Below are 12745 nucleotides of genomic sequence, written 5' to 3'. Positions count from 1 at the left end.
TCAGCCTCCCATCCGGCTTTCGATCCGCTCGACGGTGGAAGCGGGCACGCGATCCTGGCTGAGTTGCGCCAGCACGCGCTCCTTGGCGTCGGCGGGCATGCGGTTGTTGCCCTCGATAAAGGCGATGAGCCGGGCGCGGCGCTCGGGCGAAAGCTCCACCAGCTCTTCAGGAGTGGGCTGGGCCGCGTCAGTGGCGTCTTCCCGATCGAGGTTGAGCGCGCGCGCGCGGATGCCCGGGCCGACGAGCGGCGAGCGTTCGGCCACGATGTGGGCCCCGGCCAGGCTGCCTGCTGGCCCCTCGGCGCGGATGATCACCTCGTTGCCCTGCCGCCGCAGCACCTCCACCTGGGCCAACTCAAGCCGCTCTTCGGCGTTCAGCACCAGCACGGTGCCAGCCGCGTCCACGGCGGTGGCGGGCACCACGGCCACGCCTTCCAGCGCGGGCTCTTCGATGGTGACGGTGACGAAGTCGCCGGGGCGGAAGCCGGCGCTCTCGGAAAGATCGGCAAAGATCACCCGGCCCGTCTGCCCCTCGCCCACGGCAGCGCTGACGCGATCAAGCGTGCCCTCGGCCACGAGATCGAGCCCCGACACATCGAGCCGCACTTGCATGGCGGCGGGGATGAGCCGCCCGTCGTCGCCCAGAAGGCGAGCGTATTGGGCGGTGCTGAGGCGAAAGGAGACCTCCAGCGCATCAGGGTCGATCAGAGAGGCCATCAGCTCGTTGGAGGCCACCAGCCCACCCTCGACCACCGCCACATCGGCCAGCGTGCCTGTGAAGGACGCGCGAATTTCATGGTCGTCCAGGTTGCGCTCGGCGTTGGACAGGGCGATGCGCGCGCGGCTCACGCCGTTGCGGCCTACATCGACACGGCTTTGCGCCGAGGCCACGGCCTGACGTTTGGACAGCACCGCTTGATCGGCGGAGGCGGCGGCAAGCTGGGCCTCTTCGACGGCGGCGGCAGAGCCTACGCCGCGCTCGCGCAGGCTTTCCTGCCGCGTAAGGGCTTGCGCGCGCAGCGCGGCCTGCCGCTCGGCGGCGGCCTGATCGTCGCGCGCCAGCACCAGCGCGCGCTCGGCATCGGCCAATTCGGCCTCGGCCTCGGCCAGATCGGTGCGGGCATTCTCCAACGCGGCCTCGGCATTCACCGGGTCGATCCGGGCCAGAATCTCGCCCGCCTCGACGCTGCCGCCCTCGGTGAACTTGCCCGAAAGCTCCACGATGCGCCCGCCGACGGTGGCGCGGATGTCGAGCGTGCGCTCGCTCAGCACCTCGCCGAAGGCCGTCATCACCGGCACGGCGCTACCCGGCTCGATCAGAACCACGTTGACGCCCGCCACCCGTTCGCGCGCGGGGCGGCTACCCGCCTCGCGGTTCATCCGCTCTTGGACCGCGCCCCAAAAGCTGGCGCCCGCCACGGCCAGAAGCCCGAGCGTGACGGAAAGAAGGAACAGCCCCACGAGGGAGCGGCGCAGGAAGTTCATAGGTATCCTCTGCCTCGGCAGACCACATTCAACCTAGCTCTGTCGCGGATTTGCGCAAAGCCACAAGGATGTTACGCGGCGAGGCCGGGTTTCCGTCCATTTATTTTCGAAGATTGCGCGGAAAATGTGACGCAGGCACGGGTTTTGCCCTCAGACAAGCGCCCGGAAATGCTCGGGCGGGTCATGGGCAAGCGCCGAGGCGGTGGCCGTGGGGTGCTCTGCAAAGTAGCGGGCCACAAGCTGGTAGGCGGCCGAGTAGCCCAGCCAGTTTGGCATTTCGCCGGTGCCGAAAAACCATGCGCCGTGATCGTAGGAGGCATCGCGCCAATCGTCACGGATGCGCGGGCCCCATGTGGCCAGCGCATCAGGCACCGCCACTTCCCAGGGCTCCAGCGGCGCGCCGAAGAGCTCCTGTGCGAAGTGGCAGGCCAGCCCCTCCGAGACAAGCGTGGCCCCCAACGTGCGGCCATAGCCCGGCCCGTCCCAGCGGGCAGCATGGTGGAATTCGTGGGCCACCATCCGCTCCAGGCTTTCGTCCGCGTTGGCCTCCAGCGCCGGGTTCTCGGGATCGACGGTGAGGATCACAATGCCCGGCCCCGGCGCGAGGCCGACATGGCCCTTCTCGGGGATCACCTGCCGCCCCGCTCGCAGGATCACATCGAGCGGGCCAAGAGGCAGGTAGCGGCTGGCACGGGCGTGGGTGGCGCGGACGGCCTCGCCGATCCATCCGGCACAACCCGTCAGTTCGCCACGCGCATTGCAGATGTGAAGCTTAAGAGGGGGCGTGTCGCCGCTCATCCGGCCTGCTGGTGGCGCTCGATATAGCTGCGCAGCTCTTCGGCCTCGCGCCGGGCGTCGCGCAGCCCGTCCATCGCCGCGGTCAGCTCGGCCTCTGTCTGGCTCAGCTGGTTGCTCAACTCGGCCTCGCGTTGCTGGAGATAAGCAATGGCCTGGTCGCGGGTTTCCTCGGCCTCGTGGAGCGATTGGGCCATCTTGTCGAGTTCACCCATCTCCGATTGCGTCACCCGGCTGAGGCGGTGGATCAGCCAGTTGGCGAACCATCCCAGCATGAAGGCGACGAAGAGGATGATCGCCGTGACGATGATGAACTCTGATCTACTCACCCGTGGTCTCCGCCTCGCTCTCTTCCGCGTCGCTGGCCCCGTCGTCTGCGGTGTCTTCTGACGGGTTCTCACCTTCTGCCTCATCCGCCTCGCCAACACCAGCCTCTTCGGCCTCGTCCCCGGTGGCCGAGAGCTTGAACTCGATGCGGCGGTTGGCCTCGCGGCCCTCCTCGGTCTCGTTGTCGGCGATGGGCTGCTCTTCGCCGTAGCCGATGGCGGTGATCCGGCCGGTCAGCACGCGGCGCTCCATCAGCGCGTTCAGCACGGCATCGGCCCGCTGCTGCGAGAGCTGCTGGTTCATCGTCTCGCGGCCCTGGCTGTCGGTGTGGCCGCCGATCTCGAAGGCAAATTCGATCTCCGAACACTTGCCCTTCAGCACTTCTGCGATCTTGTCCATCACCCCCACGGCGGGGCCGGTGATTTCGGTGGAGCTCGGCTCGAAGGTGATCTTGGTGGCCTCGTTGATCGCCACGATCTTGGCAAGGCACTGCTCGGGCGTGGGCAGGTCGGCCAGAGGATCGAGCCGCGCCTCGTAAGTCACGGCGATCTCGAAATGCGCGCCCTCGCCCAGCTTCTCGGCGAGGTGGCGGGCGATTTCGGCCTTGGCGTCGGGGTTGCCGGTGATGCCGCGCACCTCGATGTAGGCGGGCTGCACCACGACGGAGCCGCTGTTGAGTTCCGACAGGGCTGTCAGCCCGGCCAGCACGCGGATCGGCCAGCCATCGGGCAGGTCAGGGTCCAGCCGGGTGGCAAGATAGACGGCCTCGGACCCGAAGCTGGCCTGGGCAAAGCTCTTCACCGCTTCGCGCACCTGCTCGTTGGTCACGCGACCGCGCAGTTGCACCCGGCCCTCGGGCGAACGCGTGGCGACAAACTCGGGCGGCCCCTGCTCGGCCTCGCCGGTGCCGTCGACACTGGCCTTCTCGGGCAGCTTGGAGGTAAGCGAGAAGACGTCGGGCAGGTTGCTTTCCAGCTCGCCGACCACCTTGTCGAAGGCCGTCTGCTCGGTGCCCGCGAGGGCGACCAGCGAGATATCGGCATCGGAGAAGGTGACGGAGCCGCCACCAAGCTCGCCCACGGCGGCGATGGCCTGCTCGGCGGCCTCGGCCCAATCGGGCGTGGGCACGCCGAGGCCCAGCACACAATCGGCCCGGCCCTGAAGCCCGGCGGAGGCGGCGGCAGAGAGGATGCGGCGGCGGGTTTCCTCGGTGTCGGCAGAGCAGGCATCGAAGCGCGCGGTGCCGCTCTCGTCGATCAGGAAGCGCAGGGTGAAGGGGGTGATGACGGGCCGGGGCGCGGTGATATCAACCACCAGCCGCACGCCCTCGGGCGCCTCGCGCGCCAGCGAGGTTTCAAGCCTGCGCTTTTCGGCGCCTGAAGAGCTGATCGCCGTCACCGCCACCCTGTCGGCGGAGATAGAGACCTTGGAGCGGGGCAGCATTTCGAGCGCGTAAAGGCCGAACTCCACCGCCGTGTCCCAGCCCTCGGGCAGGGGGTAATCGGCGGTTTCGAGCAGGTCGGTGATGCCCACCCGCTCCCCCACCGCGAGGGCAACGCGATCGGCGAAAGCGTCACGGTCCACCTCGGCGGGGATCAGCCCGATCATCGACACGCCTTCATCGTTGCGCAGGATCTCGATGGAGAACTTGGGCGCCTCGATCGGCTTGGCGGGCTGCACCTCGATCTGGTCGATGACGCGGGAGGCGTCTACCACGCTTCCGGTGGTCGAGAGCGCCCGGAAGCGCGCGGCCTCCGAGGGCGCTGTGCCCGAGAGGATCACCTGAAGCCCGTCTGTTTCCACCCCGGCCCAATCGTGCCCGCCCTCGATCAGCGCCGTCTTCACCGCCGATTGCGAGCCCCGCTCGATCAGGCCCGCCGCAGCCGTGGCGCTGACGTAGCAGAGCGCGGCAGCCAGAACGAGCGCGGCGAGGGTAACGAGCTTGGGGCTGAGGCGCATGAAAACTCCGGCGCAGCTGCGGGTTGGACCCTGCTTTAGAACGCCGGGGCCATGGGCGCAATCATGGTGCGATCACAGAAGGATGACGGCGGCGAGAAACAGCACAGGGATCAGCCCCGCGTCGCGGTTGGAGCGAAACAGTCTGAGGCAGGTCTGCGGGTTGTCGATGTCGAGCTGGCCCAACTGCCATGCCAGGTGCCAGCCCATCGCCCAGGCCCCGCAGGCCGCAAGGGCCAGTTCCAGCGGCGTGGCAGGCTCGATCAGCGCCGCGATCACCGCCACCGTAAACAGCGTTACGGTCAGCGCGAGAAACAGCCGGAGAATCGACGGCGAGTTATCGCCAAAGAGGCGGGCGGTGGATTTCACCCCGATCAGCGCGTCATCCTCGATGTCCTGATGGGCATAGATCGTGTCGTAGAAGATCGTCCAGGAGATGCCAGCGATGTAGAGAAACACCGGCGCGAGCGAGAGGCTGTTGGTATGCGCCGCCCAGGCCAGCAGCGCGCCCCAATTGAAGGCCAGCCCGAGGAAGATCTGCGGCCACCAGGTGAAGCGCTTGGCGAAGGGGTAGATGCAGACCAGCGCCAGCGAGCCGATGCCCAGCCAGATCGCCGTGGGCGGAAAGGTGAGCAGGATGAGGAAGGCCGCGAGCGATTGCGCCACCATCCAGGCCAGCGCCTGCTTCACCGAGACGGCGCCCGAGGGGATGGGCCGCGAGCGGGTGCGGGCAACCGAGCCGTCGATGTTTCGGTCGGTGATGTCATTCCAGGTGCAGCCCGCGCCGCGCATCAGGATGGCCCCGAGGCCGCAGCCGGCGATGACCCAGAGATCGAACCAACGCCAGCCGGTGGAGGCGGCGGCGAGCATGACGCCCCACCAGCAGGGCAGCAGCAACAGCCATGTGCCGATCGGCCTGTCGAGCCGCGAGAGGCGGAAGTACGGGCGCGCGGCGGCGGGGGCCCAACGGTCCACCCAGTTGCCGCTGACTGCATCCGCCACTTGCACGTCTGGCGTTTCGGTCTCGGCGTGCATATCTCTGGCCCCATGAAAGCAAAAACCCGCCTCCATGTAGACCAACCGCTCGGGCCTGAGCAAACCGTTGCGTTGTCGCGGGAACAGGCGCACTACCTCTTCGCAGTGATGCGGTTGGCGGTGGGTGACGGGGTGGCGCTGTTCAACGGCGAGGCGGGCGAGTGGCTGGCCGAGGTGATCGTGGCCAACAAGCGCAACCCGGTGCTGCAATGCCGCGAACAGACCGGCCCGCAGGTTTCGCCGCCCGACCTTTGGCTCTGCTTCGCGCCTATCAAGAAGGCGCGCACCGATTTCATCGTTGAGAAGGCCGCCGAGATGGGCGCGCGGCGGATCGTGCCGGTGCTGACCGAGTTCACCAATGCCGAGCGGGTGCGGGTGGATCGCTTGCAGGCCCATGCGGTGGAGGCGGCAGAGCAATGCGGCGGCACTTTCGTGCCCCAGGTGGCCGAGCCGGTGAAGCTGGCGGCGCTGCTCGATGGCTGGCCGGAAGATCGCAGCCTGATGTTCTGCAACGAGGCGCTGGTGGGCGAGGATCGCAAGCTGGGCGGCGAGGCCGGGCCCTGGGCGGTGCTGATCGGGCCGGAGGGCGGCTTTTCGGAGAGCGAGCGCGCGCGGCTCATCGCCCTGCCCCAGTCTCACGCGGTCGCCCTTGGCCCGCGTATCCTGCGCGCCGACACCGCCGCCGTCGCTGCACTGACGCTCTGGCAGACGACCCATGGAGACTGGCAATGATCCGCCGCGCCGAGCCGGGCGAGGAGGCGCGGCTGGAGGCCTTTCTGGCGCAGCATCCGAACACCTCGATGTTTCTGCGCGGCAACCTCGCCACCCACGGGCTTGCGCCCTCCGATCACCCCCATGCCACCACCTTCTGGCTGGCGGAGACCGAGCGGGGAGAGATTCGCGCGGTGGCGGGCTGCAACAACGAGGGCTTCCTGATGGCGCAGGTGCCCGAGGAGATCCCCGGCTTCTGGGAGGCGGTCATCAACGTGCTGGCAGGCCGGAAGGTGGCCGGGATGACGGGGGAAACCGGGCAGGTGCAGGCCGCGCTTGCCGGGCTGGGCCTTGCTGGCGCGGAGTTCACCCTCAACCACGATGAGCCGCTCTACCGGCTTGAGCTGGCCGGGCTGGAAGATCCGGGCGCGCAGATCCGGCCCACGCAGCCCGAGGACCAGCCAATGCTGAAGAGCTGGTTCTTCGAGCATTTTCTCGACACCGGCTTTGCCCCCAACAAGCTGCAAGCCTCCGCCGATGCCCGCAAACGGGCCGCACGGGTGGTGGAGGAGGACAACCTGCGGATTCTGCTGGAAGAGGGCTACAGGCCGGTGGCCATGGCAGGGATCAACGCCCGCGTGGGCAACATGGTGCAGCTTGGCTCCGTCCACACCCCGCGCGATTTGCGCCGTGCCGGGCGGGGCCGCGCGGTGGTGCTGGCGCTGCTGGCCGAAGAGCGGGAAAAGGGGGCCGAGGTGGCGGTGCTCTTTGCCAACAATGATGCGGCGGCCCGGATGTACGAGGCGATCGGCTTTCGGCTGGTGGGCCGCTACCGCATCGCCATCCTCACGCGCCCGACGCCCGTGCAGGTGATGGCATGAGCCTGATCCGCCCCGAAGCGCGCGCGCAGATCTTCCGCTGGCGCGAGTGCATTGCCGGCGCCGTCATCATCGCCGTCGGGGTCTGGCTGGGGCTGCGCACCTCGGGGCTGGCCTGGTGGTTCTCGGTTGCGCTCATCGCCGTGGGCCTGCTGGGCTTCTGGGCCGGGCTGCAACGTGCCCGCATCCGGCCCCGCTCCGGCGGGCGCGGGGTGATCGAACTGGACGAGGGCGCGCTGCGCTATCTCACCGGCGAGGGCGGCGCTGTGATTTCACTGCCCGAGGTGGTGCGGGTGGAAATCGAGACCACGGGCGAAGGCCCGATGACCGATGATCTCTTCTGGCTCTGGGTCACACCAGAGGGCACCGTGCGCATCCCCGCCTCCGCCGCAGGCTCCGAGAAGATGGTCGATGCCCTTGCCGCCTTCCCCGGTGCCCGTTACGAGCAGGTCATCGCGGCTTCGGGCAGCACCGAGCCGCGGCTGTTCATCGTGTGGCAGAAGGACAGACTTCTGGTGCATTGACTTCACCGCTCATGCCGCCAAGTCTGACGGTTCAAACGGCCTGCAACACCCGGAGCCCCATATGTCTATCCCCCAGTCCGGCGGCGGCCCCATCGAGCGGCACGAGCAACTTGCCGAATACCTGGCCGATGGCTGCAAGCCGAAAGAAGACTGGCGGATCGGCACCGAGCACGAGAAGTTCGGCTACTGCAAGGACACGCTGAAGCCGTTGCCCTACGAGGGCGAGCGTTCCATTCACGCCGTGCTCTCCGGCCTGCGCGACCGCTTCGGCTGGGCGCCGGTCGAGGAGGGCGGGCACCTCATCGGCCTCACCAAGGACGGCGCCAACGTGAGCCTCGAGCCGGGCGGCGCGCTGGAACTCAGCGGCGCCCCGCTGGAGACCATCCACCAGACCTGCGACGAGGTGAACGAACACCTGCGCGAGGTGAAGGAGGTCTCCGACGAGATCGGCGTGGGCTTCATCGGGCTCGGCGCGGCACCGATCTGGACCCATGACCAGATGCCGCTGATGCCCAAGGGCCGCTACAAGCTGATGGATGCCTACATGGGCCGTGTCGGCACCACCGGCACCACCATGATGCGCCGCACCTGCACCGTGCAGGTGAACCTCGATTTCGGCTCCGAGGCCGACATGGTGCAGAAGATGCGGGTGGCCATCGCGCTCCAGCCCATCGCCAACGCCCTCTTCGCCTCCTCGCCCTTCTTCGAAGGCAAGAAGAACGGGGTGAAGAGCTATCGCAACTATGTCTGGCGCAACCTCGATGCCGACCGCACGGGCATGCTGCCCTTCGTCTTCGATGAGGGCTTCGGCTTCGAAGCCTGGGTACAATACGCGCTCGATGTGCCGATGTATTTCGTCTACCGCGACGGCAAGTATATCGACGCGCTGGGCCAGTCCTTCCGTGATTTCCTCAAGGGCGAGCTGCCCGCGCTGCCGGGCGAGACGCCTACGCTCAGCGACTGGGCCGATCACCTGACCACGATCTTCCCCGAAGCGCGGCTGAAGAAGTTCATCGAGATGCGCGGCGCCGATGGCGGGCCGTGGCGGCGGCTCTGCGCCCTGCCCGCCTTCTGGGTCGGGCTGACCTATGAGCAGGCTTCGCTGGATGCCGCCTGGGACATGGTGAAGGGCTGGGACGCCGAGACGCGCCAAAAGCTGCACGTCTGCGCCGGCGAGCAGGCGCTGGACGGCGAAGTGAACGGCATGAAGATCCACGACCTTGCCCGCGAGGCGCTGGCAATTGCCGAGGCCGGGTTGAAGGCCCGTGCGCGGCCCGGCTCGGGCGGCATGGTTCCGGACGAGACCCATTTCCTGAACGCCTTGCAGGAGAGCGTCGCCACCGGTCAGACCCTCGCCGACGAGATGCTGGAGCATTACGACACCGACTGGAACGGCGACCTCAGCCGGATTTACGGCGCTTACAGCTACTGACGGCCCCCTCGCGTGAGGCTTTCGTGAAAACTTCCGTCACAATCCGGGAGGGAGCACACGGAAATGTTAACTTTGCTTGACCCAACGGTAAAAAAGGGGCCAAGGTCTGAGCACAAATCATTGAACGCGAAGAGGGAAATCATTCGATGCGTGACACTTTGATCAAGGTCTTTGAAATCATTGTCTGGGTTGTTGCGGCACTGATCGTGCTGTTAGGCGTTGGTGGTGGGATTTTTGCTCTGATCAATGGCGAAATTGCCGGGCTCCTAGCAATCATTTTTGCCCCGATTGCCGCCGTGATCTACACAGCGCTCATCTTCATCGTCATCGGCAACTACCACAATCTCCGCCGCATTGCCGACGCAGCCGAAAGAATGGGAGTGCGTTAAGGCGCGCCGCAGCTATATCTGCTTGACAAGCCGGGCCTTTGGGCCCGGCTTTCTTTTGCGGCGAGGCCGAAGCGCCTAAGGAGTCTTCTTCTCGCCAATCCGGGTTTCGGTGCCCGCCTTCATCCGCTGAATGTTCTCGACGTGGCGGATGTAGATCAGCACGGTCAGGGCAATCCCGAGGAAGAAACCGCTGCCGTAGCCCAGCGTGAACATCCAGAAGGTGCAGGTGGCCGCCGAGATCAGCGCCGCAAGCGAGCTGAGCCGGGTGGCCAGCGCCACCACCAGCCATGTGCCACAGGCAGCAAGCCCGGTAAGCGGGTGCAGCGCCAGCAGGGTGCCGAGGAAGGTGGCCACCCCCTTACCGCCCTTGAACTTCAGCCAGACCGGAAAGAGGTGGCCGAGGAAGGCGAAGAGCGCCGCCACCTGCGCCGCATCCTCCGCCAGAAGCCAGCGCGCCACCAGCACGGCAATGCCGCCCTTGCCCGCATCCAGAATGAGCGTGAGGAAGGCCGCCAGCTTGTTGCCGGTGCGCAGCACGTTGGTGGCGCCGATGTTGCCCGAGCCAATCTTGCGCAGGTCGCCGAGGCCAAACACGCGTGCCATGACCAGCCCGAAGGGCACGGAGCCAAGCAGGTATGCGGCGAGCGAAGTGAGCGCGAGCAGGTTGAGGCTGGTGGTAATTTCGGGCATCGGGCCTCCTTTCGGGCATACCCTATGCGCCATCGAAGGCCTTGTCGGCAAGGGGCAACGTGGCGCAACGTGGCCCCCGATGCGAGGCGCCCTTTGCGTTACGCCGAGTCTCGCGCGAGGGCAGCAGCCTTGAGGGCCAGTTCGGTTGCGTGGAAGCAGTGGGGCTGCGGCATTGCGGTTTCGCTACGGTTCAGCACGTCGTCCCGCAGTGCGGGGCCGTAGGGCAGCGGCGTATCGGTGCAATCGACGTGCCGGGTGCCCTGCGCATCCGTGAGAAAGAGGTGGTCGCCACCCGCACGGCCCTCGATATCCATGTACTTGCGCAACTCGATGGTGCCCTTCGTTCCGGTCAGGAACGTGCGGCCATCGCCCCAGACGGGCGAGCCTGCGGGGGTGAACCAATCGACCCGCAGAAAGCCCAGCGCCCCGGTATCCGCCTCCACCACGGCGTGGCCGTAATCGGTGAAACCGGGATATTGCGGGTGAGCGTGGTTGGCCTCGGAGGCCTGAAGCACGCGGGCTGAAACCGCACCGGTGAAAGCAAGAAACTGCTCGAACTGATGCGCCGCGATGTCGGTGAGGATCGTGCCGTTCTGCGCCGGATCCCAGAACCACGGGTAGCGCTTGCCGTAGTCTCCGATGCGGTGGGGGCCGAAGCCCGTCATGTGAATGACCTTGCCGATCGCGCCATCACGCACCAGCTCCAGCGCCCGCGTCGTGGCCTTCTGTCGGTAATGCTCGGAGTAGAGCACCGACCAGATGCGGCCCGTGGCCTCCCGGGTTGCCTTGATCGCGGTCAGTTCGTCCAGCGTGAGACACCCGGGCTTGTCAACCATCACATCCTTGCCCGCCTCCATCGCCCGGATCGCCAGCGCGGCGCGGGCGGCCGGGATGGGTGCGGCAACGATGAGGCGGATGGACTCATCGGCCATGATCTCGTCAACGGTGCAGCGCGTGGCCTGCGGAAAGGCCTCGGCATAACGCGCGGCCAGCTCGTCTTCTTCTGCCGCGAAGCGGGTGAGGGTGCACCCGGCGGCCAGCATGGCCTCGGTCTGGCCGTAGATGTGGCCGTGGTTGAGGCCGATGGTGGCAAATTCGAACGGCATCCGGGCCTCCCTGCCGCGCCACTGTGGCACCGTTTCGCCGCCTCTGGCCAGCCCCTGCGCGGCAGTCATCCGCCTTTGGCTTGGCACGCCCGCCGGGGCAGCATAGGAATGGGGCACCCCTTCGAGGCCGCCAGAGATGAAGAAGCAGAACGTCATGAACCGCGACTGGATCGCCACCGCCCGGACCCTTTCCGAGGCCCTGCCCTACCTCAAGCGCTACGTTGGCGCGACCGTTGTCATAAAGCTCGGAGGCCATGCGATGGGTTCCGACGAGGGCATGGCCAGCTTCGCCCGCGACGTGGTGCTGATGAACCTCGTAGGCGTACACCCGGTGGTGGTGCATGGCGGCGGCCCGATGATCAACGACATGCTGAAGCGGCTGGGCGTGGAGAGCGAATTCATCAAGGGCAAGCGGGTGACGGACGCAGCCACGATCGAGGTGGTTGAAATGGTGCTTTCGGGCACCGTGAACAAGCGCATCGTGCAGGCGATCAACGCCCAGGGCGGGCGTGGCGTGGGCCTCTCGGGCAAGGACGCCAACATGATGGTCTGTGACCCGACCGACCCGGAGCTGGGGCTGGTGGGCGACCCGGTGGAGGTCACGCCCGACGTGATCCGCCAGCTGCATGAAGATGGCTACATCCCGGTCGTGGCCCCGCTCGGCGCGGGCCGCGATGGCGAAACCTTCAATGTGAATGGCGACACCGCCGCGGGCGCGATTGCCGCCGCGCTCAAGGCCGACCGCCTGCTGCTGCTCACCGATGTCAGCGGCGTGAAGAACTCCGAAGGCGAGGTGATCACCCAGCTCACCCCGGAAAACGTGAAGGAGCTGACCGAGAGCGGCGTGATCGCGGGCGGGATGATTCCGAAGACGCAGACCGCGCTGGATGCGATCGCAGGCGGCGTGCGGGCGGTGGTGATACTCGATGGCCGGGCGCCCAACGCCACCCTGCTGGAGCTCTTCACCGATCATGGCGCGGGCTCGCTCATCCGCCGCGAGGTGAAGTGACCTACGAGGCCGCGGCCCGGGCGGCGGCGGAACATCACCTGGAGATCTACGGCGGCTTCCACCCCGAGGCGGGCGGCACCCTGTTGCTTCTCGGCCCCGGCGCGGGCGTGTGGGAACATGTCACCGCAACCCCCGAGTTCGCCCATGGCGATGACCCGATGGATCGCTGGTCGCGCCGGGTTATCGGAGCAATGGCCGAGGCGCTGGGGGCGGAGGCGCTCTTTCCCTTCGATGGCCCGCCCTGGCAACCGTTCCAGACATGGGCGCAGGCCACGGGCCGCTGCTGGGAAAGCCCGGTGCGCCTGCTGGTCCATGACCGCGCCGGACTTTGGGCCAGCTTCCGGGGCGCGCTACGCTTTTCCGGGCGGCTCGCCCTGCCCGAAGCCACCAGCCCCCGCCCCTGCGAGA

General features: G+C 67.2%; 13 protein-coding genes and 1 pseudogene. 7 read left to right on the top strand and 7 right to left on the bottom strand.

The genetic code is table 11. From position 1 onward, the window contains the following. The 5 genes from DYI42_RS11225 to ubiA all read right to left on the bottom strand — a co-directional run bounded on the left by DYI42_RS11225 (position 1) and on the right by ubiA (position 5598). On the bottom strand, positions 1 to 1485 hold the full coding sequence (locus DYI42_RS11225; protein WP_213546033.1) for an efflux RND transporter periplasmic adaptor subunit: 1485 nt from the start codon (positions 1483 to 1485) through the stop codon (positions 1 to 3). A gap of 150 nt (positions 1486 to 1635) precedes the next feature. Next, positions 1636 to 2283 (bottom strand): DUF2268 domain-containing putative Zn-dependent protease, encoded by a 648-nt coding sequence (locus tag DYI42_RS11220; RefSeq protein ID WP_213546032.1) that lies wholly within the window; start codon positions 2281 to 2283, stop codon positions 1636 to 1638. Further along, positions 2280 to 2609, bottom strand: coding sequence for a hypothetical protein (locus tag DYI42_RS11215; protein ID WP_213546031.1), 330 nt, complete (start codon positions 2607 to 2609; stop codon positions 2280 to 2282). Before DYI42_RS11215 ends, DYI42_RS11220 begins: the two co-directional genes overlap by 4 nt. Beyond that, positions 2602 to 4566 (bottom strand): OmpA family protein, encoded by a 1965-nt coding sequence (locus DYI42_RS11210; protein WP_213546030.1) that lies wholly within the window; start codon positions 4564 to 4566, stop codon positions 2602 to 2604. The genes DYI42_RS11215 and DYI42_RS11210 overlap by 8 nt, the downstream gene beginning before the upstream one ends. A 72-nt stretch (positions 4567 to 4638) precedes the next feature. Next, positions 4639 to 5598 carry a 4-hydroxybenzoate octaprenyltransferase gene (gene ubiA / locus DYI42_RS11205; RefSeq protein WP_244867847.1) on the bottom strand — a complete coding sequence of 320 codons (960 nt, stop codon included), beginning with the start codon at positions 5596 to 5598 and terminating at the stop codon, positions 4639 to 4641. A 12-nt stretch (positions 5599 to 5610) separates the two neighbouring features. Between ubiA and DYI42_RS11200 the strand changes: the two genes are divergently transcribed. The 5 genes from DYI42_RS11200 (at position 5611) to DYI42_RS11180 (ending at position 9532) form a co-directional block, all read left to right on the top strand. Beyond that, positions 5611 to 6330 carry a 16S rRNA (uracil(1498)-N(3))-methyltransferase gene (locus DYI42_RS11200; protein ID WP_213546028.1) on the top strand — a complete coding sequence of 240 codons (720 nt, stop codon included), beginning with the start codon at positions 5611 to 5613 and terminating at the stop codon, positions 6328 to 6330. Next, entirely contained in the window at positions 6327 to 7190 is an 864-nt protein-coding gene (locus tag DYI42_RS11195) for a GNAT family N-acetyltransferase (RefSeq protein ID WP_213546027.1), read from the top strand. Before DYI42_RS11200 ends, DYI42_RS11195 begins: the two co-directional genes overlap by 4 nt. Continuing rightward, positions 7187 to 7711 (top strand): hypothetical protein, encoded by a 525-nt coding sequence (locus DYI42_RS11190; RefSeq protein WP_213546026.1) that lies wholly within the window; start codon positions 7187 to 7189, stop codon positions 7709 to 7711. Before DYI42_RS11195 ends, DYI42_RS11190 begins: the two co-directional genes overlap by 4 nt. Positions 7712 to 7772: 61 nt before the next feature. Continuing rightward, positions 7773 to 9143 carry a glutamate--cysteine ligase gene (locus DYI42_RS11185; protein WP_213546025.1) on the top strand — a complete coding sequence of 457 codons (1371 nt, stop codon included), beginning with the start codon at positions 7773 to 7775 and terminating at the stop codon, positions 9141 to 9143. A gap of 146 nt (positions 9144 to 9289) precedes the next feature. Then, positions 9290 to 9532, top strand: coding sequence for a hypothetical protein (locus DYI42_RS11180; RefSeq protein WP_213546024.1), 243 nt, complete (start codon positions 9290 to 9292; stop codon positions 9530 to 9532). A gap of 75 nt (positions 9533 to 9607) precedes the next feature. Here the strand turns inward: DYI42_RS11180 and plsY are convergent, their stop codons facing one another. Both plsY and DYI42_RS11170 read right to left on the bottom strand, forming a co-directional pair. Continuing rightward, positions 9608 to 10222 carry a glycerol-3-phosphate 1-O-acyltransferase PlsY gene (plsY, locus tag DYI42_RS11175; RefSeq protein WP_213546023.1) on the bottom strand — a complete coding sequence of 205 codons (615 nt, stop codon included), beginning with the start codon at positions 10220 to 10222 and terminating at the stop codon, positions 9608 to 9610. A 98-nt stretch (positions 10223 to 10320) separates the two neighbouring features. Next, on the bottom strand, positions 10321 to 11328 hold the full coding sequence (locus tag DYI42_RS11170; protein ID WP_213546022.1) for a Gfo/Idh/MocA family protein: 1008 nt from the start codon (positions 11326 to 11328) through the stop codon (positions 10321 to 10323). 136 nt (positions 11329 to 11464) lie between these two features. On the opposite strand from DYI42_RS11170, the gene argB reads away from it, so the two are divergent. Together argB and DYI42_RS11160 are read left to right on the top strand one after the other, a co-directional pair. Beyond that, a complete protein-coding gene (gene argB / locus DYI42_RS11165) occupies positions 11465 to 12337 on the top strand; it encodes an acetylglutamate kinase (protein WP_213546021.1) in 873 nt (290 codons plus the stop codon). Next, a pseudogene (locus DYI42_RS11160) lies at positions 12334 to 12745 on the top strand (ferredoxin); the annotation flags it as partial. The gene argB and the pseudogene DYI42_RS11160, both read left to right, overlap by 4 nt.

It is taken from the genome of Vannielia litorea (assembly GCF_018424695.1).
Lineage (GTDB): Bacteria > Pseudomonadota > Alphaproteobacteria > Rhodobacterales > Rhodobacteraceae > Vannielia > Vannielia litorea_A.
The sequence above is the reverse complement of the archived record's forward strand: the minus strand, read 5'-3'. Positions and strand labels throughout refer to the sequence as shown.

Excerpts from the sequence above, each read along its gene's own strand:
- DYI42_RS11185 (WP_213546025.1), top strand. The coding sequence starts at position 7,773 with ATGTCTATCCCCCAGTCCGGCGGCGGCCCCATCGAGCGGCACGAGCAA.
- DYI42_RS11190 (WP_213546026.1), top strand. The coding sequence starts at position 7,187 with ATGAGCCTGATCCGCCCCGAAGCGCGCGCGCAGATCTTCCGCTGGCGC.
- DYI42_RS11180 (WP_213546024.1), top strand. The coding sequence starts at position 9,290 with ATGCGTGACACTTTGATCAAGGTCTTTGAAATCATTGTCTGGGTTGTT.
- DYI42_RS11195 (WP_213546027.1), top strand. The coding sequence starts at position 6,327 with ATGATCCGCCGCGCCGAGCCGGGCGAGGAGGCGCGGCTGGAGGCCTTT.
- DYI42_RS11170 (WP_213546022.1), bottom strand. The coding sequence starts at position 11,328 with ATGCCGTTCGAATTTGCCACCATCGGCCTCAACCACGGCCACATCTAC.
- argB (WP_213546021.1), top strand. The coding sequence starts at position 11,465 with ATGAAGAAGCAGAACGTCATGAACCGCGACTGGATCGCCACCGCCCGG.
- DYI42_RS11225 (WP_213546033.1), bottom strand. The coding sequence starts at position 1,485 with ATGAACTTCCTGCGCCGCTCCCTCGTGGGGCTGTTCCTTCTTTCCGTC.
- ubiA (WP_244867847.1), bottom strand. The coding sequence starts at position 5,598 with ATGCACGCCGAGACCGAAACGCCAGACGTGCAAGTGGCGGATGCAGTC.
- plsY (WP_213546023.1), bottom strand. The coding sequence starts at position 10,222 with ATGCCCGAAATTACCACCAGCCTCAACCTGCTCGCGCTCACTTCGCTC.
- DYI42_RS11210 (WP_213546030.1), bottom strand. The coding sequence starts at position 4,566 with ATGCGCCTCAGCCCCAAGCTCGTTACCCTCGCCGCGCTCGTTCTGGCT.
- DYI42_RS11220 (WP_213546032.1), bottom strand. The coding sequence starts at position 2,283 with ATGAGCGGCGACACGCCCCCTCTTAAGCTTCACATCTGCAATGCGCGT.
- DYI42_RS11200 (WP_213546028.1), top strand. The coding sequence starts at position 5,611 with ATGAAAGCAAAAACCCGCCTCCATGTAGACCAACCGCTCGGGCCTGAG.